This is a genomic window from Geobacillus lituanicus (genome assembly GCF_050994965.1).
Classification (GTDB): Bacteria; Bacillota; Bacilli; order Bacillales; family Anoxybacillaceae; genus Geobacillus; species Geobacillus stearothermophilus.
In genome coordinates this window covers 2,763,485-2,783,807 of sequence record NZ_CP194773.1, presented here as the reverse complement: position 1 = coordinate 2,783,807, position 20,323 = coordinate 2,763,485, and the positions used below count along the sequence as shown (strand labels likewise).

The 20,323-nt window shown below is 54.2% G+C and carries 16 protein-coding genes; 15 read left to right on the top strand and 1 reads right to left on the bottom strand.

Annotated elements, in window-relative coordinates:
• Positions 1-71 precede the first annotated feature (71 nt).
• The 11 genes from ilvC (at position 72) to yihA (ending at position 15,544) form a co-directional block, all read left to right on the top strand.
• On the top strand, positions 72-1,097 hold the full coding sequence (gene ilvC, locus ACR1UW_RS14245; protein WP_237420660.1) for a ketol-acid reductoisomerase: 1,026 nt from the start codon (positions 72-74) through the stop codon (positions 1,095-1,097).
• Positions 1,084-2,631 carry a 2-isopropylmalate synthase gene (locus tag ACR1UW_RS14240; RefSeq protein WP_033010636.1) on the top strand — a complete coding sequence of 516 codons (1,548 nt, stop codon included), beginning with the start codon at positions 1,084-1,086 and terminating at the stop codon, positions 2,629-2,631. Before ilvC ends, ACR1UW_RS14240 begins: the two co-directional genes overlap by 14 nt.
• A gap of 17 nt (positions 2,632-2,648) precedes the next feature.
• On the top strand, positions 2,649-3,764 hold the full coding sequence (leuB, locus tag ACR1UW_RS14235) for a 3-isopropylmalate dehydrogenase (protein ID WP_498933825.1): 1,116 nt from the start codon (positions 2,649-2,651) through the stop codon (positions 3,762-3,764).
• Positions 3,765-3,784: 20 nt separating this feature from the next.
• Positions 3,785-5,200, top strand: a complete 1,416-nt coding sequence (gene leuC, locus ACR1UW_RS14230) for a 3-isopropylmalate dehydratase large subunit (RefSeq protein ID WP_237420658.1) — start codon at positions 3,785-3,787, stop codon at positions 5,198-5,200.
• A gap of 96 nt (positions 5,201-5,296) precedes the next feature.
• Entirely contained in the window at positions 5,297-5,890 is a 594-nt protein-coding gene (gene leuD / locus ACR1UW_RS14225; RefSeq protein ID WP_498933823.1) for a 3-isopropylmalate dehydratase small subunit, read from the top strand.
• A gap of 802 nt (positions 5,891-6,692) precedes the next feature.
• Positions 6,693-7,676: a tetratricopeptide repeat protein gene (locus ACR1UW_RS14220; protein WP_498933820.1), complete on the top strand. Its 984-nt coding sequence runs from the start codon at positions 6,693-6,695 to the stop codon at positions 7,674-7,676.
• A 166-nt stretch (positions 7,677-7,842) separates the two neighbouring features.
• Positions 7,843-9,129 carry a trigger factor gene (tig, locus tag ACR1UW_RS14215; protein WP_047758127.1) on the top strand — a complete coding sequence of 429 codons (1,287 nt, stop codon included), beginning with the start codon at positions 7,843-7,845 and terminating at the stop codon, positions 9,127-9,129.
• 229 nt (positions 9,130-9,358) lie between these two features.
• Positions 9,359-10,624 (top strand): ATP-dependent protease ATP-binding subunit ClpX, encoded by a 1,266-nt coding sequence (gene clpX / locus ACR1UW_RS14210; RefSeq protein WP_047758126.1) that lies wholly within the window; start codon positions 9,359-9,361, stop codon positions 10,622-10,624.
• A 144-nt stretch (positions 10,625-10,768) separates the two neighbouring features.
• Positions 10,769-12,442, top strand: coding sequence for an ATP-dependent protease LonB (gene lonB / locus ACR1UW_RS14205; protein WP_498933817.1), 1,674 nt, complete (start codon positions 10,769-10,771; stop codon positions 12,440-12,442).
• 175 nt (positions 12,443-12,617) lie between these two features.
• Positions 12,618-14,960: an endopeptidase La gene (lon, locus tag ACR1UW_RS14200; RefSeq protein WP_094239046.1), complete on the top strand. Its 2,343-nt coding sequence runs from the start codon at positions 12,618-12,620 to the stop codon at positions 14,958-14,960.
• The gene (gene yihA, locus ACR1UW_RS14195; RefSeq protein WP_063330741.1) at positions 14,957-15,544 is read left to right on the top strand and encodes a ribosome biogenesis GTP-binding protein YihA/YsxC; all 588 of its coding nucleotides are present in this window, start codon (positions 14,957-14,959) and stop codon (positions 15,542-15,544) included. The genes lon and yihA overlap by 4 nt, the downstream gene beginning before the upstream one ends.
• A gap of 226 nt (positions 15,545-15,770) precedes the next feature.
• Here the strand turns inward: yihA and ACR1UW_RS14190 are convergent, their stop codons facing one another.
• Positions 15,771-16,256, bottom strand: a complete 486-nt coding sequence (locus tag ACR1UW_RS14190) for a LiaI-LiaF-like domain-containing protein (RefSeq protein ID WP_033010625.1) — start codon at positions 16,254-16,256, stop codon at positions 15,771-15,773.
• A gap of 165 nt (positions 16,257-16,421) precedes the next feature.
• Here ACR1UW_RS14190 and hemA point away from each other — a divergent pair, with 165 nt between their 5' ends.
• Genes hemA through ACR1UW_RS14170 form a run of 4 tightly spaced genes read left to right on the top strand, consistent with a single transcriptional unit; the run spans position 16,422 to position 20,322 of the window.
• Positions 16,422-17,780, top strand: coding sequence for a glutamyl-tRNA reductase (gene hemA, locus ACR1UW_RS14185; RefSeq protein ID WP_498933814.1), 1,359 nt, complete (start codon positions 16,422-16,424; stop codon positions 17,778-17,780).
• A 6-nt stretch (positions 17,781-17,786) separates the two neighbouring features.
• On the top strand, positions 17,787-18,608 hold the full coding sequence (gene ccsA, locus ACR1UW_RS14180) for a cytochrome c biogenesis protein (protein ID WP_044744836.1): 822 nt from the start codon (positions 17,787-17,789) through the stop codon (positions 18,606-18,608).
• Between the two features lie 15 nt (positions 18,609-18,623).
• The gene (gene hemC / locus ACR1UW_RS14175; protein WP_498933811.1) at positions 18,624-19,559 is read left to right on the top strand and encodes a hydroxymethylbilane synthase; all 936 of its coding nucleotides are present in this window, start codon (positions 18,624-18,626) and stop codon (positions 19,557-19,559) included.
• Positions 19,552-20,322 (top strand): uroporphyrinogen-III synthase, encoded by a 771-nt coding sequence (locus tag ACR1UW_RS14170; RefSeq protein ID WP_033010616.1) that lies wholly within the window; start codon positions 19,552-19,554, stop codon positions 20,320-20,322. Before hemC ends, ACR1UW_RS14170 begins: the two co-directional genes overlap by 8 nt.
• Position 20,323: the final 1 nt, after the last annotated feature.

The following is a 20,323-nucleotide window of genomic DNA, read 5'->3' as shown; positions in this document are numbered from 1 at the left end:
ATAACCGCGCCTGTGCGCAATGAGGGCGCATGGCGGCCCATTTACACTACACGACAAAGGAGAGGGTAATCATGGCAAAAGTCTACTATAACGGGGATGCAAACGAACAATATTTGCAAGGGAAAACGGTCGCGATCATCGGCTACGGCTCACAAGGCCACGCCCATGCACAAAACTTGCGCGACAGCGGCGTCCGCGTCATTATCGGGTTGCGCAAAGGGAAATCGTGGGAGCAGGCGGAACAGGACGGCTTTGAAGTATACTCGGTGCGCGAAGCGGCAAAACAAGCGGATATTGTGATGGTGTTGCTGCCGGATGAGAAACAGCCGGCTGTCTACAAGGAAGAGATTGAACCGGGGCTTGAACCGGGCAACGCGCTTGTGTTTGCGCACGGGTTTAACATTCATTTCAGCCAAATCGTCCCGCCGGAGCATGTCGATGTCTTCTTGGTGGCGCCGAAAGGACCAGGCCATCTCGTGCGTCGCACATATGCGGAAGGAGCCGGGGTGCCGGCGCTCATCGCCGTTTATCAAGATGTAACCGGACACGCGAAAGAAACGGCGCTCGCCTATGCGAAAGCGATTGGTGCTACTCGAGCTGGGGTGTTGGAGACAACGTTCAAAGAAGAGACGGAAACCGACTTGTTCGGTGAACAAGCGGTGCTGTGCGGCGGGCTGACGGCGCTCATCAAGGCCGGGTTTGAAACGCTCGTTGAAGCCGGGTATCAGCCGGAAGTCGCCTATTTCGAGTGTTTGCATGAAATGAAGCTCATCGTTGATCTTCTTTATGAAGGCGGCTTGTCGTGGATGCGCTACTCGATTTCCGATACGGCGCAATGGGGCGACTTTATCACCGGTCCGCGCATCATTAACGACGCCGTGAAAGCGGAAATGAAAAAGGTGCTCGATGACATCCAAACCGGCAAATTCGCGAAAAGCTGGATTTTGGAAAACCAAGCAAACCGTCCGGAGTTCAACGCCATCAACCGGCGCGAGAACGAACATTTGATCGAAGTCGTCGGACGCGAACTGCGGAGCATGATGCCATTTGTGAAAGCAAAACAAAAAGAAGCGGTGGTGCCAGGTGCGAAACATTAAGTTTTTTGATACTACATTGCGCGATGGGGAACAGTCGGCCGGCGTCAATTTGAACTTGCAAGAAAAGTTGGAAATTGCCCGTCAGCTTGAACGGCTGCGGGTTGACATCATCGAGGCGGGCTTCCCCGCCTCGTCAAAAGGCGATTTTGAGGCGGTCAAACAAATCGCCGAAACGGTGAGAACATGCTCGGTCACCGGGCTGTCGCGCTCGGTCCGAAGCGATATTGATGCGGCGTGGGAGGCGTTAAAAGGCGGCGCGGAGCCGCGGCTCCACCTATTCATCGCCACCTCGCCGATCCATATGGTGCATAAATTGCGAATGACGCCGGAACAAGTGATTGAAGCGGCGGTTGAGGCAGTGAAATACGCGAAGCGCTTTTTCCCGATCGTCCAATGGTCGGCGGAAGATGCGTGCCGGAGCGAGCTGCCGTTTTTGGCGAAAATCGTCGCCGAAGTGATCAAAGCCGGCGCCTCGGTCATCAACATCCCGGATACGGTCGGCTATATTACGCCGAAAGAATACGGGGAAATTTTCCTCTATTTGCAAAACAATGTTCCGAATATTGAAAATGTTTCACTCTCCGCTCATTGTCATGATGACTTGGGCATGGCGGTGGTGAACTCGTTGTCGGCCATTGAGCATGGGGCGACGCAGGTCGAGTGCACGATCAACGGCATCGGCGAGCGGGCCGGCAACGCGGCGCTTGAGGAGATCGCCGTCGCCCTTCACATTCGCAAAGATTATTATCAAGTGGAAACGCGCCTCAATTTGCAAGAAATTAAGCGCACAAGCAATCTTGTCAGCAAGCTGACCGGGGTCGTCGTTCCACCCAACAAAGCGGTCGTCGGCAAAAACGCGTTTGCGCATGAATCCGGCATCCATCAAGACGGCGTCTTAAAAGAAAAAACGACGTACGAAATCATTTCACCGGAGCTCGTCGGCGTGCCGTCGAATTCGATGGTGCTCGGCAAACATTCCGGCCGCCATGCGCTTCGCAACCGGGTTGAGGAGCTCGGCTACACGTTGTCCGATGAAGAGATCAATCAGCTGTTTGTCCGTTTTAAAGAACTGGCGGACAAAAAGAAGGATATTACCGACGACGATTTAATCGCGTTGATTTTCGAAGAGAAGTTCGACCACTTCAAAGATTTTTATCAATTGTCTTCCATTCAAGTGCAATACGGGACGAATCAAATTCCGACAGCGGTCGTGGTACTGAAAGACGGGAAGGGGAATGAAATCCAAGAAGCGGCGACCGGCGCCGGCAGCGTCGAGGCGCTGTACAATACGCTCGAGCGCTGCTTCCAAACGGAAGTGACACTGCTTGACTACCGGATTGAGTCGGTCGGCGGCGGCCGCGATGCGCTAGCGCAAGTATTTGTGAAAGTGCGCGTGCGCGATGTTGAAACGAGCGGGCGCGGAACGGCGCAAGACGTGCTTGAGGCGTCGGCGAAAGCGTACATCAACGCCATGAACCGCGTGTTTATGATCGAAGCGATGCGTGCTGAAAACGAAAAGGTGGCAACATCATAAAACGGAGGGATTCAAACATGGGAAACTATCGGATTGCCGTCTTGCCGGGCGATGGCATCGGCAAGGAAGTGACGTCCGGAGCGGTCGAGGTTTTGAAAGCGGTCGGCATCCGGTTTGGCCACGAGTTTGCGTTTGAGTATGGATTGATTGGCGGAGCCGCGATCGATGAAGCCGGGACGCCGCTCCCAGAAGAGACGCTTCGCCTTTGCCAACAGAGCGATGCGGTGCTGCTCGGGGCGGTCGGCGGTCCGAAGTGGGACGACAACCCTCCGCATTTGCGCCCGGAAAAAGGATTGCTTGCCATTCGCAAGCAGCTCGACTTATATGCCAACTTGCGGCCGGTTGTTTGCTATGACAGTTTGGTTTCCGCTTCGCCGTTAAAACCGGATCTCGTGCAAGGCGTCGATTTTGTCATCGTCCGCGAGCTGACCGGCGGCATTTACTTTGGCCAGCCGAGCGGCCGCGTCGTGGAAAACGGGGAAGAAAGAGCGGTTGACACTCTCTTGTATAAAAAGGAAGAAATCGAACGGATCGTGCGCATGGCGTTTATGCTTGCGCGCGGGAGGAAGAAAAAAGTGACGTCGGTCGACAAGGCGAACGTCCTGTCGTCAAGCCGATTATGGCGAGAAGTGGCTGAAGAGGTGGCGAAGGAATTTCCGGACGTCACGCTTGAGCATATGCTTGTTGACAATGCCGCGATGCAGCTCATCCGCGCGCCGAAGCAGTTTGATGTCATTGTGACAGAAAACATGTTTGGCGATATTTTGAGCGACGAGGCCTCGATGCTGTCCGGTTCGCTCGGGATGCTGCCGTCAGCCAGCTTATCCGCTTCCGGGCCGAGTTTGTATGAGCCGGTTCACGGCTCGGCGCCTGATATCGCCGGCATGAACAAAGCCAATCCGATTGCCGCGATTTTGTCGGCCGCGATGATGCTTCGCCTGTCGTTCGGGCTCACTGCGGAAGCGGAGGCGGTCGAGCACGCGGTGCGGCAGGTGCTCGATCAAGGCTTGCGCACTGCGGATTTGGCGCCAAGCGGCGTCCGCATCGTATCCACGAACGAAATGGTCGAAGAAATCAAAGCGGAGGTGCTGGATTATACGACCATTGCTCAAATTAGGACCGTTTATGCCTAAGACGTGCGAGGTGAAAACCAATGAAGCCGAAAACGATCATCGATAAAATTTGGGAAAACCACGTCGTCTACCGTGAGGAGGGCAAACCGGATTTATTGTACATCGATTTGCACTTAGTGCATGAAGTGACCTCGCCGCAAGCGTTTGAAGGATTGCGGCAAAAAGGGCGGAAGGTGCGGCGGCCGGATTTGACGTTTGCGACGATGGACCATAACGTGCCGACCGTTAACCGATTTGTGATTACCGACGAAGTGGCGCGCAACCAAATCGCTGCGCTTGAGCGCAACTGCCGCGAGTTCGGCATCCCACTGGCAGATTTGCATAGCGAAGAGCAAGGAATCGTGCACGTCATCGGTCCGGAGCTCGGCTTGACCCAACCGGGGAAAACGATCGTTTGCGGCGACAGCCATACGTCGACGCACGGGGCGTTTGGCGCGTTGGCGTTTGGCATCGGCACAAGCGAGGTCGAGCACGTGCTGGCGACGCAAACGCTTTGGCAGCATAAGCCGAAAACGCTGCAAATCTGCATCAACGGCCGCCTCGGCAAAGGGGTGACCGCCAAAGATGTCATCTTGGCCATTATCGGCCGCTATGGCGTTGGCGTCGGCACCGGCTATATTATTGAGTTTACCGGTGAGGCGATCCGTCGCATGTCGATGGAAGAACGGATGACGATTTGCAACATGTCGATTGAAGCGGGGGCGAGAGCCGGGCTCATCAGCCCGGATGAAACGACATTCGCCTATTTGCGCGGCCGCAAATATGCGCCAAAAGGCGAAGCGTTTGAGCAAGCGGTCGAACGGTGGCGGGCGCTTGCAAGCGATGAGGGGGCGGAATACGACAAGACGATTGAAATCGACGCGTCGACGATCGCCCCGATGGTGACATGGGGTACAACCCCGGCGATGAGCACATCGGTCGATGGCGTCGTGCCGCATCCCGAGCAGTTTGAAAGCAAAACAGAGCAAAACGCGGTGCGCCGGGCGCTCGAGTATATGGGCTTGAAACCGGGAATGGCGATCACCGATATTCCGGTGCAGCACGTTTTTATCGGCTCATGTACGAACTCGCGCATCAGCGATTTGCGGGCGGCAGCGGGCATTGTCAAAGGAAAAAAAGTCGCTCCGGGCGTGCGCGCGCTCGTTGTGCCGGGGTCGCAGCAAGTGAAAAGACAGGCGGAAGAAGAGGGGCTTGCGCAAATTTTCATCGATGCCGGTTTTGAATGGCGTGAGGCTGGCTGCAGCGCCTGTTTGGGCATGAACCCGGACATCATCCCAGAAGGCGAGCACTGTGCGTCAACGTCGAACCGCAACTTTGAAGGGCGGCAAGGAAAAGGAGCGCGCACGCATCTCGTCAGCCCGGTGATGGCCGCGGCGGCTGCGATTTACGGACATTTTGTCGACGTGCGCCAGCTTGAAGCTGAGCCGGTCTGTTAAATTGACGATCGTGATGGCAAAAGAGGCGGCGCGGCATCCTAGGAAGCCGAGCTCCTTTGCCATCAGTGACATCCATAACGGAAGGGGGAAAGGACGATGAAGCCGTTTACGATCCATCGCGGAAAAACCGCCGGCATCGATCGTGCGAATATTGATACCGATCAAATCATTCCAAAGCAGTTTTTGAAACGGATTGAACGCACCGGCTTTGGCCAGTTTCTCTTTTACGATTGGCGGTATTTGAGCGATGGCACGCCAAATCCGGAGTTTGAGCTGAATCGCCCGGAGAACGAAGGAGCGACGATTTTGATCGCCGATGAAAACTTCGGATGCGGCTCGTCGCGCGAGCACGCGCCGTGGGCGCTGCAAGATTACGGATTCCGCGTCATCATTGCCCCATCGTTTGCCGATATTTTTTACAACAACTGCTTAAAAAACGGGCTGTTGCCGATCCGGCTGGATAAAGAGGATGTCCGCTACTTGCTGCGCCAAAGCGAGCGCGCAGACTATGAACTGACGGTTTCGCTTGAAGAACAGCGGGTATTTGACGATGAAGGATTTTCGCGTCCGTTTGACATTGACCCGTATCGGAAGCAGCTGCTGTTAAAAGGATGGGATGAAATCGATTTGACGTTTGTATATGAACCTTACATTGCCGCGTACGAACAAAAACATTGCCCGCGGCCGTAGCCGTTGTGCGTTTGGCGCGGCAAGGCGGGATGGACGAAGGGTGTCCCAAAAGCGACGGGGCGCCCTTTTTATCGTCCGTTCACGCGCTGGCGCTTCCGTAAGCGAGTCGATCGTCAAAAGGGAAATGTGCCCTCTTACAACGTTTTTTCCATTCAGAAATATCGCGGCGCCACATCTTCCCGCGATCTCTCCTCAATCCGGCGAATCCGTCATTTTTCCCGGCCTTTCGGGCTATATTTGCCTCCCGTCTGAAGGCAGACGTCCTTCTTTTAAAGCCGCCCTGCTTCTTTGTCCCGCTGTGAATGTATGAGCGTGCTGCCATCATGTCGCTGCGGTGTGCCGCACCCCACAGCTTGTGTCGCTGGGGGAAACTTGCTACACTTGTAGTAAGTCAACTACCCCCACTTAGCTAACGCTTGAAGCGGGGGCTTGCAACTCCCCAGAAGTGCGAACGGACTTCGTCCTCCTTCCTTGACTTGGGGTTGCATCAGGGGCAGGTTGACGACTACCCAACGACATAGGTCATGCCTATATCGCTACCGAGTGGCTCGGCATGTCTGTAGGCAGTACTTGACTTCCACGCACAACAGACGGATGTACGCTCGATGTTTTACGGTTGCAACGTTTCCTGCAACCAACTCCCTACATCGAGTAACGGGGATTGGAGTGCCTTGATTCAACGGTTTTCTCCACATTCTTATTCTATCATATACAGAGGAAGGGCGATTCCTCCCCGACTTTCGCTCTCGCTTAGAAGTCGGGGTCTCCTCGCCAAAGATGATGAAAATAGGAGCGGGCGAAGATGGGAAACGAAAAAAAAGGAAAAATCATTATGTTTCCACAAACAAAGGAACGGCTGATCGAAGAAGCGTTTATGGCGCTTGAGGCGAAGCGGTACAAGGAAGCGTTCCGCTTTTTGCGCGCCGCTGAGCAGCTCGGCGACAGCAGCTTTCCGGTTCGGCTCGGGCTCGCTGTTTGCTGCTACGAGCTCGGGGAGTACGACGAAGCCGAATGGCGCTTGGCGGCTTTGCTTGAGGAACAACCGGACAACAGCGAACTGTTGCAGATGTATATTGCGCTTTTGTTGCAGACGAACCGGTACAGCGAAGCGGAAGCAGCCATTCGCGCCGCTTTGCGGCGTCCTTCGCTTTCCGTTTCGCTGCGCGAACAGCTTCGCCAGCTCCTCCGCTTCAGCGAAAAAATGAACACCCGCCCGTTGCCGCCTGCTGAATGGAAACAAGCTAAGCGGCTGCTTGAGTCAGGGGACATCGCCGAGCAAATGCAGTTTATCAAGCAGTTGGAAAAAGAAGAAATCAGCCCCGTATTGCCGCTGCTTAAGCAATATTTGCGCGAGCCGGACAAAAGCCCGATGGCCAAAACGATGCTGCTTCGCCTGCTGACCGTCAAACGGGTCGACGAAGCGGTGACGGTCGAAAAATTCGGCCGCCGCATTGACGTGGTGCCATCCGCGCTAAACGAGCAAGCGGAGACGGAGTTTGCTTCCATGCTTCTTCGCCTGTTGGAACAGCGGCTTTCTGCAGACAGCCCGAGTCTATACGAGACAGCGGCGGAAATTTGGCTCCGTTATGCCTACATCTTATATCCGTTTCCGCCGGAGCCGGCCAACGCCGACGCATGGATGGCCGCCCTTCACTGGATGGCGAGCCGGTTTCAAGGCATCGACGTCGAAACGAATGACGTGGCGGCTCGCTACGGTGTCACAGAAGCGGAGATGGCGGAACTTTGCAAAAAGTTGCATGAGGTAGAGAAACTTTCCTTTTTTTAAATAGAGGGTTCGATGTTGAAACATGGCTTTCATATGTTATAATATAATGGCTGTGCTATGTATCTGTTTTCGCATACTTGCTACATAATCAGAGCATAATAAGAGGATAATGGACAAGCGGATGGCATGATGGATCCGCGCAATGATTTTAGTTGGAGGGAACAGTATGTCAGTCAAATGGGAAAAGCTCGAAGGAAATGAGGGCGTATTGACGGTTGAAGTCGACGCCGAGCAAGTGAACAAAGGCTTGGATGCCGCATTTAAAAAAGTGGTGAAAAATATTGCGCTGCCGGGCTTCCGCAAAGGGAAAGTGCCGCGCGTCCTGTTTGAAAAACGGTTTGGCGTTGAGGCGCTCTATCAAGACGCGCTCGATATTTTGCTGCCAGAGGCGTATGCGAAAGCGGTCGAAGAAGCAGGCATCGAACCGGTGTCAATGCCGGAGATTGACATTGAGCAAATGGAAAAAGGGAAAAGCCTGATTTTTAAAGCGAAAGTGACGGTAAAACCGGAAGTGAAGCTCGGCCAATACAAAGGGCTTGAAGTGGAAAAAATGGATACAACCGTGACGGACGAAGATGTCGAAAACGAATTGAAACGTTTGCAAGAAAATTACGCCGAACTCGTCGTGAAAGAAGACGGGACGGTGGAAAACGGCGATACGGTCGTCATCGATTTCGAAGGGTTTGTCGACGGCGAGCCGTTTGAAGGCGGCAAGGCGGAAAACTATTCGCTCGAAATCGGTTCAGGCACCTTTATCCCGGGGTTTGAAGAACAGCTTGTCGGTATGAAAGCCGGCGAAGAAAAAGAAATTCAAGTGACGTTCCCGGAAGAATACCACGCTGAGCAGCTGGCCGGCAAACCGGCGACGTTCAAAGTGAAAGTGCATGAAGTGAAAGCGAAGCAATTGCCGGCTTTGGACGACGAGTTTGCGAAAGACGTCGATGAAGAAGTTGAAACGCTTGACGAACTGAAAGCGAAAATCCGCGCCCGTCTGGAAGAAGCGAAAAAGAATGAAGCGGAAACGGCGTTGCGCAATGCGGTCGTCGAAAAAGCGGCAGCCAATGCGGAAATCGATATTCCGGCTGTCATGGTGCAAAACGAGACGGACCGGATGCTTCGCGAATTTGATCAACGACTGCAAATGCAAGGGCTGAACTTGCAGCTGTACTATCAATTCTCAGGTCAGGATGAAGCGGCGCTGCGTGAGCAAATGAAAGAAGACGCCGAAAAACGGGTGCGTGCGGCCTTGACGCTCGAAGCGATCGCCAAAGCAGAAAACATCGAGGTAACCGATGAAGAGGTGGAGGAAGAACTCCAAAAAATGGCGGAAGCCTACAACTTGAGCGTGGACAAGTTAAAAGAGCTGCTCGGCAGCTTGGATGGCGTCAAAGAAGATTTAAAATGGCGGAAAACGATCGATTTTCTTGTGGAGCACAGCACGGTTGCGGCATAATAATAAAGGTAGAAGGAACAAGGCGCGAGACGTTCGTGCCTTGTTCTTTATCTCAGTCATTGGCGCCTGGAGGTAATTTTTCAAACTTTTCTAACACATTACAGGTTTTTCATTCGCTTTTTTTGACGCATGTATGGTAAAATAGCGAATACATAAGTTTTTTGCAACATGGGATGGCGAGACATGATACATAACGCAGGTGCGATTTTGTTAGCAAGGGGTGAATGACATGTTTAAATTTAATGATGAAAAAGGGCAGCTAAAGTGTTCGTTTTGCGGCAAAACGCAAGACCAAGTGCGCAAGCTCGTCGCCGGCCCGGGCGTTTACATTTGTGATGAATGCATTGAATTGTGCACGGAGATCGTCGAGGAAGAGCTTGGAAACGAGGAAGAATTTGAATTTAAAGACGTGCCGAAGCCGATGGAGATCAGGGAAATTTTAGATGAATACGTCATCGGCCAAGATGAGGCGAAAAAATCGCTCGCCGTTGCGGTTTACAACCATTATAAACGGATCAATTCCGGCAGCAAAATCGATGATGTCGAGCTGTCGAAAAGCAACATTTTGATGATCGGGCCGACCGGGAGCGGGAAAACGCTGTTGGCGCAAACATTGGCGCGCATTTTAAACGTGCCGTTTGCCATCGCCGATGCGACATCGCTCACGGAGGCAGGCTATGTCGGCGAGGACGTCGAAAACATTTTGCTGAAGCTCATCCAAGCGGCCGATTATGATGTGGAACGGGCAGAAAAAGGCATTATTTATATCGATGAAATCGATAAAATCGCCCGTAAATCGGAAAACCCTTCCATCACCCGCGATGTTTCCGGTGAAGGGGTGCAACAGGCGCTGCTCAAAATTTTGGAGGGAACGATCGCCAGCGTTCCACCGCAGGGCGGCCGCAAACATCCGCATCAGGAGTTCATCCAAATCGACACAACGAACATTTTGTTCATTTGCGGCGGGGCGTTTGATGGCATCGAGCCGATCATTAAGCGCCGCCTCGGCAAAAAAGTGATCGGATTCGGTGCGGAAATGAACCAAGCCGATGTTGATGAGAAAAACTTGCTGTCGAAAGTGCTGCCGGAAGACTTGCTCAAGTTCGGGCTTATTCCGGAGTTCATCGGCCGTCTGCCGGTCATTACGACGCTTGAGCCGCTTGACGAACAGGCGTTGATCGATATTTTGACGAAGCCGAAAAACGCGATCGTGAAACAATACCAAAAAATGCTGGAGCTTGACGGCGTTGAACTCGAGTTTGAAGAAGCGGCGCTCCGGGAAATCGCGAAAAGAGCGATCGAACGGAAAACGGGTGCGCGCGGCCTCCGTTCGATCATCGAAGGAATTATGCTCGATGTCATGTTTGAGCTTCCATCGCGCGAAGATGTGCAAAAATGCATCATTACGCTCGATACCGTGCGCGGCACAAAACCGCCGAAACTCGTCCGCCACGACGGCACGGTCATTGAGCATGAACGGAAAACATCCGCTTAATCAAGAAACCGCCATAAACGGCGGTTTCTTTTTTGGCCGGCGCCATGCCCCGGGCGCCGGCCGGCGCTTTTTTGTTTATTCCCGCCAGTTCGCGGGGATACTATCATACTACATACTAAATCGAAGTCAGGAGGATGTCGGGGCATGGACTGGACGAACATCGTGCTTGTCATTCAGCTGTTTTTCGGCGTCATTATCGGCCTTTACTTTTGGAACTTGTTAAAAGGACAGCGCGTACAAAAGGTATCGATCGATAAAGAGTCGCGCAAAGAGATGGAGCAGCTCCGTAAACTGCGGTCCATTTCTCTTACCGAACCGCTTGCTGAAAAGGTGAGGCCGAAAAGTTTTGACGATATCGTCGGCCAGGAAGACGGCATTAAGGCGCTGAAAGCCGCGCTATGTGGGCCGAATCCGCAGCATGTCATCATTTACGGCCCGCCTGGCGTCGGCAAAACGGCAGCCGCCCGGCTCGTGTTGGAAGAAGCGAAAAAAAACCCGCTTTCTCCGTTCAAAAAAAATGCGGTGTTCGTCGAGCTCGATGCGACGACGGCGCGTTTTGACGAGCGCGGCATTGCCGATCCGCTCATCGGTTCGGTGCACGATCCGATTTACCAAGGGGCCGGGGCGATGGGCCAAGCGGGCATTCCCCAGCCGAAGCAAGGGGCGGTGACGAACGCCCATGGCGGCGTGTTGTTTATCGACGAAATCGGCGAACTTCACCCGATCCAAATGAACAAGCTGCTAAAAGTGCTCGAGGATCGGAAGGTGTTTTTTGAAAGCGCCTATTACAGCAAAGAAAACCCGCAAATTCCAAGCCATATTCACGATATTTTTCAAAACGGGCTGCCAGCCGATTTCCGTCTTGTCGGGGCGACGACGCGCACGCCGAACGAAATTCCCCCGGCTATCCGCTCCCGTTGTTTGGAAGTGTTTTTCCGTGAACTCGATCAAGACGAGATCGCCTTAATCGCCAAAAAGGCGGCGGAAAAAATCCGCCTGAACGTGTCAGAAAGCGGAATTCGCCTGCTTGCCGCCTATGCGCGCAATGGGCGGGAGGCGGTGAACATGATGCAAATCGCCGCCGGTCTTGCCATTACGGAAAACCGTGACAAAATTTTGGATAAAGACATTGAATGGGTCATTCATTCAAGCCAAATGGCTCCGCGCTATGAAAAGAAAATTGCGTCCGCCCCGGCGGTCGGCGTCGTCAATGGCCTTGCCGTGTACGGCCCGAACACCGGCGCGCTTCTTGAAATTGAAGTGACCGCCTTGCCGGCGAAAGGAAAAGGGACGATCAACGTCACGGGCATTATTGAGGAAGAGAGCATCGGCAGCGCCGAAAAATCGGTGCGCCGCAAAAGCATGGCGCGCGGTTCAGCAGAAAACGTCATCACCGTGCTGCGGGCGATGGGGGTGCCGGCCGACCGTTACGACATTCATGTCAACTTCCCGGGCGGCGCGCCGGTCGACGGGCCGTCAGCCGGGGTGGCGATCGCCGTTGGCATTTATTCAGCCATTTACCAGCTGCCGGTTGATCATACGATCGCGATGACGGGGGAAATCAGCATCCGCGGTTATGTCAAACCGGTCGGCGGTGTATTTGCCAAAATCAAAGCGGCAAAACAAGCGGGGGCGAAAAAGGTGATAATTCCGCTTGAGAACATGCAGTCGCTGCTGCGGGAAGTGAGCGGCATTCAAATTATTGCTGTCCGCCGTCTTGAAGAAGCGCTGATGCACGTGTTCGGCGAGGAGGCGCTTCGCCGCGGGCCTGCCTTTTTGCCGGCGGCGGCCGACCGTACAGGGAAAAAGCTTGTATAAAGGCAACGCGCCAACGGAGGGTTGATGGCGAATAGAAAGCGGCTGTTTTTTAGGTGGTCCATGGACGGCTTCGGCGCCGGCGAATCGCCGCCGAAGTCGGTTTTTGTTTGCCTGCAAACGTCAAATTTTACAAACCCCGCTGCCGTACTATACAATAAACGAATAGAAGCGAGAGATGGAGGTGTTCGGCGTGAACGGAAAGAAAAAGGAGACGGTCGTTCCGCTTTTGCCGCTGCGGGGGCTGCTCGTGTTTCCGACGATGGTGCTCCATTTGGACGTCGGGCGCGAGAAATCGGTCAAGGCGCTCGAACAGGCGATGGTGGAGGATCATATGATTTTGCTGACGTCGCAAAAAGATGTCGCCGTCGACGATCCAGACATGGACGACTTGTATAAAATGGGGACGATCGCGCGCGTCAAGCAGCTGCTCAAATTGCCGAACGGCACGTTCCGCGTGCTTGTGGAAGGCATCGCGCGGGCGCTTATCACTGAAGTCGTCAGCGAGGAGCCGTATTTTTCGGTCAAGTTTGAGAAGTTTGCCGACCGGTCGGCGAAAGACTTGGAAGATGAGGCGCTCAAGCGGACGATGCTCGAATACTTTGAGCAGTACATAAACTTGTCGAAACGGCTGTCGGCCGATATTTACGCGTCGATCGTCGACATTGACGAGCCGGGGCGCATGGCCGACATCATCGCCTCGCATTTGCCGCTCAAACTCGAGGAAAAGCAGCGCATTTTGGAAACGATCGACGTGAAAGAGCGCCTCAATAAAATCATTCAAATTTTGCACAACGAAAAAGAAGTGCTTCAGCTCGAGAAAAAGATCAGCGCCCGCGTCAAGCAATCGATGGAGCGGACGCAAAAAGAATATTATTTGCGCGAACAAATGAAAGCCATCCAAAAAGAGCTCGGCGAAAAAGAAGGAAAAACGGGCGAAGTGGAAGAGTTGAAAGAAAAAATTGAGGCGGCCGGCATGCCTGAACATGTGAAAGAAACGGCTCTCAAAGAGCTTGACCGGTATGAAAAAATTCCGGCGACCTCAGCGGAAAGCGCGGTCATCCGCAACTACTTGGATTGGCTTCTCGCCTTGCCGTGGTCGAAGGAGACAGAAGACATTCACGATATTAAGCGGGCGGAAGCCATTTTAAATGAGGAACATTACGGACTCGATAAGGTGAAAGAGCGGGTGCTCGAGTTTTTGTCGGTGCAACAGCTGACGAAATCGTTAAAAGGTCCGATTCTTTGCCTTGCCGGACCGCCGGGGGTCGGCAAAACGTCGCTTGCCCGCTCGATCGCCAAAGCGCTCGGCCGTCGCTTTGTCCGCATGTCGCTCGGCGGCGTGCGCGACGAATCGGAAATTCGCGGCCATCGCCGCACATACGTGGGGGCGATGCCGGGCCGCATCATTCAAGGAATGAGAAAGGCGGGCACGATCAACCCGGTTTTTTTGCTCGATGAAATCGATAAAATGTCAAGCGATTTTCGCGGCGATCCGTCGGCCGCTATGCTCGAGGTGCTCGATCCCGAACAAAACCATGCGTTCAGCGACCATTATATTGAAGAGCCGTACGATTTGTCGAAGGTAATGTTTATTGCGACTGCCAACTATTTGGCGGCGATTCCGCAGCCGCTGTTGGACCGGATGGAAGTGATCGAGATTCCGGGCTATACCGAAGTTGAAAAGCTCCATATTGCGAAGCGGCATTTGCTGCCGAAGCAGCTCGATGAGCACGGCTTGAAAAAAGCGGCGCTGCAAGTGCGCGATGATGCGATGCTTGCCATCATCCGCCATTATACGCGCGAAGCTGGAGTGCGGGAGCTGGAGCGACAGTTGGCGGCGATTTGCCGGAAGGCGGCCCGCCTCATTGTCTCCGGTGAGAAAAAACGGGTCGTCATCACAGAAAACAATCTCGAAGAATTTTTAGGAAAACGAAAATACCGCTATGGACAGGCGGAAGCGGAGGACCAGATCGGCGTGGCGACCGGTCTTGCGTACACCGCGTTTGGCGGCGATACGCTCGCCATTGAGGTGTCGCTCGCGAAAGGTAACGGCAAACTTGTGTTGACCGGAAAACTCGGCGATGTGATGAAAGAATCGGCGCAGGCGGCGTTCAGTTATGTTCGATCGCGCGCTGAGGAACTCGGCATCGATCCGAAATTCCATGAAATGTACGATATCCATATCCATGTCCCGGAGGGTGCGGTGCCAAAAGACGGGCCGTCTGCAGGCATTACGATCGCCACCGCACTCATTTCCGCGCTGACGGGCAAGCCGGTGAGCCGCTTTGTTGGCATGACCGGCGAAATTACGCTGCGCGGCAGGGTGCTTGCGATCGGAGGCTTGAAAGAGAAAACGTTAAGTGCCCACCGCGCCGGGCTGAAAACGGTCATTTTGCCAAAAGACAATGAAAAAGATTTAGCGGACATTCCGGAAACGGTGAAGCGCGACTTGCGCTTTGTACTCGTCTCCCATCTCGATGAGGTGCTGCCGCATGCGCTCGTGGGGTGGAAGCGATGAACGTAACAAAAGCGGAGCTCGTCATCAGCGCTGTCAAGCCGGAGCAATATCCGGACGGCGGGCGGCCGGAAGTGGCGCTCGCCGGCCGTTCGAACGTCGGAAAATCGTCGTTCATCAACAAAATGATCAACCGGAAAAACTTGGCACGCACCTCATCGAAGCCGGGCAAAACGCAGACGTTGAACTTTTATTTGATTAACGATTCGTTTTACTTTGTCGACGTGCCCGGCTACGGCTTTGCCCGCGTTTCAAAGCAGGAGCGGCAAAAATGGGGGAAGATGATGGAAACATATTTTACGACGCGCCAGACGCTCCGGGCGGCGCTCTTACTCGTTGACTTGCGCCACCCGCCGACAAAAGACGATGTGATGATGTACGAGTTTTTGAAGCATTATGACATTCCGGTCGTCGTCATCGCCACGAAAGCGGACAAAGTGCCGCGCGGCAAGCAGGCAAAGCATGCGAAAATCGCGCGTGAAACGCTGAACATAGCAGACGGCGACCCGCTCATTTTGTTCTCCGCCGAGACCGGACAAGGAAAAGAGGAAGCATGGGCAGCGATCATGCCGTTTTTAGCTGGATGATGGAAAAAAGGCGTCCCGTTTTTTGGAGCGGGACGCCTTTTTAGAAGGCTGATGACGGAGGGGAGACACGGTCTCCCCAAACGGTTTTTTCGGGTTGAACCGCTTGGCGGCGCTATAACGTCATTTTCGTGCGATGTTGACAAATTCAGCGAGTCTATTGTTCTTCACCAGCCTTTTCCGCCCGCGGGCTGGCCGTTCTGTTGGCGGAAACCGCTTTTTCGCCTGCTTACTTCCGTTTGGCCCATAGCACATACACTCCAACGGCGATCAGCCCGAGCGGCCAAAATGTCCAGACTGAAGAAAGCCCGGTCTGCAACAGTTGAAAGAGCGGCTGGCCGCGGCCGGAAAACGTCAGTACAACGGCGAGAAAGAAAAAAAAGACGCCGAAGCCGGCCCCGCCTTTTTGCTTGCGGCTGCTGGCCAAAAAGGCAAGTGCCGTAATGAAAAAAAACACGTTCATCCCGTGCGGCCAGGACGGAAACGCCTCAACGAGCAGCAGTTCGACGCCGAAGCCGAGCAAAAGGAAGCCAGGGAAGACATACTGGTATTCGCGCGCGGAATACGCTTGGCCGAGCAGGGCGGCGCCGCAAATGGCAAGCAAAGCCGGCCAGCCTTGAAAAAGGCGCAAAAACGGGATTGACAGTTGCCCGGCGAGGAAATACAGCCCAAGGCCGATGAACAGAATGCCGGAGAAAGCGGCTTTTTGTTTCATGGTCATATGTCCCCCGTTTCCCATATAGACATGTTTATGGTAGAATGGTCACTGTATACAGTTTATCATAGCTTTCGACGGATGTTCACAATTTTTTCAAACTGGAATGACTGACAGCCATGATATAATAGTAGAAGGGATTTGGCTAAAAGGGGGGATGGCATTGTGCAAGTCATCGTTGTCGGCGTGAATTACAAAACCGCCCCTGTAGAAATTCGTGAAAAGCTGGCGTTTGGCGAGGCAGAGCTTGGAGAGGCGATGCGGCGGCTCGCCAAGCAAAAAAGTGTGCTCGAAAACGTCATCGTGTCGACATGCAACCGGACGGAAATTTACGCGGTCGTCGATCAACCGCATACCGGCCGTTACTATATTAAGGCGTTTTTGGCTGAATGGTTTGGCCTTGAGGCGGAAGCGATCGCTCCGTATTTGCTTGTCTTTGAAGGGGAGGCGGCCGTTGGCCATTTGTTCCGCGTCGCCGCCGGCTTAGATTCGATGGTGCTCGGGGAAACGCAAATTTTAGGACAAGTGAAAGACAGCTATTTGCTCGCCCAAGAGATTGGGACGACTGGCACGATTTTCAACCATCTGTTTAAACAGGCGGTGACGTTCGCCAAGCGCGCCCATTCAGAAACAGGCATCGGCGCGCATGCGGTATCGGTCAGCTATGCAGCCGTTGAGCTGGCAAAGAAAATTTTCGGCCGTCTGGCGGATAAGCATGTGTTGATCATCGGCGCCGGCAAAATGGGTGCGTTGGCGGCGCAAAACTTGTATGGCAGCGGCGTTGGCAAAGTCACAGTCGTCAACCGGACGCTCGAAAAAGCGAAGCAGCTCGCCAAGCAGTTCGCCGGCGAAGCAAAGCCGCTCAGCGAGCTGTCGTGTGCGCTTCTGGAAGCTGATATCGTCATCAGCTCGACTGGATCAAAAGGCTATATATTGACGAAGGAAATGGTGGCGCCGCTTGAGAAAATGCGCAAAAGCCGTCCACTTTTTATGGTTGATATTGCGGTGCCGCGCGATTTGGATCCGGCGTTGGCCGAGTTGGAGACGGTCTTTTTGTATGATATTGACGATTTGCAAGATGTGGTGGCCGCCAATTTGGCCGAGCGGCAAAAGGCAGCGGCCCGCATTGAAACGATGATGGAGGCCGAACTCGTTGCGTTCAGCCAATGGCTGCAGACGCTCGGAGTCGTGCCGGTTATTGCGGCGCTGCGTGAAAAAGCGCTCGCCATTCAGGCGGAAACGATGAAAAGTTTGGAGCGGAAATTGCCGCACTTGTCGGAGCGCGACCGGAAAGTGTTGAACAAGCATACGAAAAGCATCATCAATCAGCTGCTCCGCGACCCGATTTTGCAGGCGAAAGAGCTTGCCGCCGGCCCGAATGCCGGGGAAGCACTCGAGCTGTTTATGAAAATTTTTAATATCGAAGATGCGGTGAAAGCGCAGCAGCAAGGGATGAAACGGGAAGAAACCGTGCGGAACGACCGGCAGCAAGCGGAAGCGGCCCGCCCATCGTGGCAGCTGTAAGGTGGGATGGTTGTGGCGCCGTTGTACGAACTGTCGATTTTGCTTTACATTGCGTCCATCCTGCTATACTTCATTGATTTTTTGCAGCAAAACCGGAAGGCGAACGAAACCGCCTTCTGGTTGCTTTCTGTTGTCTGGCTGCTGCAAACGCTGGTGTTCGCCTTTCGTATCATCGAAACGAAGCGCTTTCCGATTTTGACGATGTCGGAAGGGCTTTATTTTTACGCTTGGCTTCTCATCACGCTGTCGCTCGTGATCAATCGGCTGCTGCGCGTTGATTTTATCGTTTTTTTCACGAATGTTCTTGCCTTTTTTATTTTGGCCATTCACACGTTCGTGCCGTCGTCGCAGTCGCCGGCCATCGCCGAACGGCTCGTCTCGGAGCTCTTGATCATCCATATTACGCTCGCGCTCGGAGCATACGCCGCGTTTTCGTTGTCCTTTATTTTTTCGGTGCTGTACATGTTGCAATACAGTTTGCTGAAAAGAAAAAAATGGGGGGCGCGCCTATGGCGGATGGCCGATTTGGCGAAGCTCGATTTTTTGTCGTATGTTTTAAATTTGCTCGGTTTGCCTATGTTGTTACTAGGGCTGATTCTCGGCGTCATCTGGGCGTACATCCAAATTGACCACTTCCATTGGTATGACGCGAAAGTGCTCGGATCGTTTGTCGTTCTTCTTGTTTATGGCATCTACTTTTACAAACGGGTCGTCCGGCAGATGCAAGGAAAGGCGATCGCGTTATGGAACATCGGCTCGTTTTTATTTTTGCTTGTCAACTTTTTCTTGTTTGGCAGTTTGTCAAAATTTCATTTTTGGTATGCGTAACTGGGGAGGAACGAAATGCGGAACATTGTCGTTGGCTCGCGGCGCAGCAAGCTCGCCTTGACCCAGACAAACTGGGTCATCGCCGAATTGAAGCGTCTCGGGGCGCCGTTTACGTTTGAGGTGAAAGAAATCGTCACAAAAGGGGACCGCGTCCTTGATATCACGCTTTCCAAAGTGGGCGGAAAAGGGCTGTTTGTGAAAGAGATCGAGCATGAACTGCTCACCGGCGGCATCGATATGGCGGTTCACAGCATGAAAGACATGCCGGCGGTGCTGCCGGACGGATTGGTGATCGGCTCGGTGCCGCGCCGCGAAGATGCGCGCGACGTGCTCGTGAGCAAGGGAAAGCGGACGCTGTCTGACTTGCCCCCGGGAGCGGTCGTCGGCACGAGCAGTCTGCGCCGTTCGGCGCAGCTGCTTGCCTATCGTCCGGATTTGACGGTCAAGTGGATTCGCGGCAATATTGATACGAGGCTGGCGAAGCTGGAGAACGAAGATTACGACGCGATCGTGCTGGCGGCCGCCGGCCTGGCGCGCATGGGCTGGAGCGATGAGGTGATCAGCGACTACTTGTCGCCGGACATTTGCGTCCCGGCGGTCGGCCAAGGGGCGCTCGCTGTGGAATGCCGTGAAGACGATGAGGAGCTGCGCGAATGGTTACACCGCCTGAACGATGAGCGAACCGAACGGGCGGTGCGGGCGGAGCGCGCCTTTTTGCAGCAAATGGAAGGCGGCTGCCAAGTGCCGATTGCCGGCTATGCGGAAGTGGAAGGGGAAACGGTGCGTCTCACCGCGCTTGTTGCCTCGCCGGATGGCAACGAAATATACAAAGAAATCGTGGCCGGCGTTGATCCGGAGGCGGTCGGCCGGCAGGCGGCCGCCATGTTGAGCGAGAAAGGGGCGAAGGCGCTCATCGAGCGAGTGAAAAAGGGGTTGGACCATAATGCCTGAGAGCCCGCTTGCCGGCAAAACCGTGCTCGTGACCCGCGGGCAGGAGCAGGCAGCGCCGTTTTCCGCCAAGCTGCGCGCTGCCGGCGCTGTGCCGGTGGAGATTCCGTTCATTGCCATCAGGCCGGCCGCCGCGCCGGAAGACATCGCCGCTGCAGCCGAACGGCTCGATTGTTACCGTTGGCTTATTTTTACAAGTGCCAATGCGGTTCGCTTCTTTTGCCCGCATATCGCTTCGCCGGCGCCCGTGCCGGACATCGCTGTTGTCGGTCGGAAGACGGCGGCGGCGCTTGCTGAGTTCGGCTTTTCGCCTGCGCTCATGCCGGACGATTTCACTGCCGAACAGCTGGCAGCCGCCCTTGCGCCCCGCCTCCGCCATGGAGACCGGGTGTTGTTTGTCAAAGGGGATTTGGCCCGCCCGACGTTGCCTGAAGCGCTAAGGGAAGCGGGGGCGTTGGTCGATGAGCTGACGGTGTACCGCACGGTGCCTGATGCAAGCGGACGTGAGCGGCTGTTGGCGCTGCTATGCGAGCGGAAAATCGATGTGATCACGTTGATGAGCCCTTCGGCCGTCCATAGTCTTGTCCGTCTTCTCGGCAGCAACGCGCCGACTCTTCTTGAAGGCGTCACCATTGCCTGCATCGGGCCGGTGACGAAAAGAGCAGCTGTGCAGGAAGGGATCACCGTACATATTTGTCCAACCGATTATACAACTGATGGTATGATAAAAGCGATGGAACAATATTTTTCAGTGGAGGGACGATAAA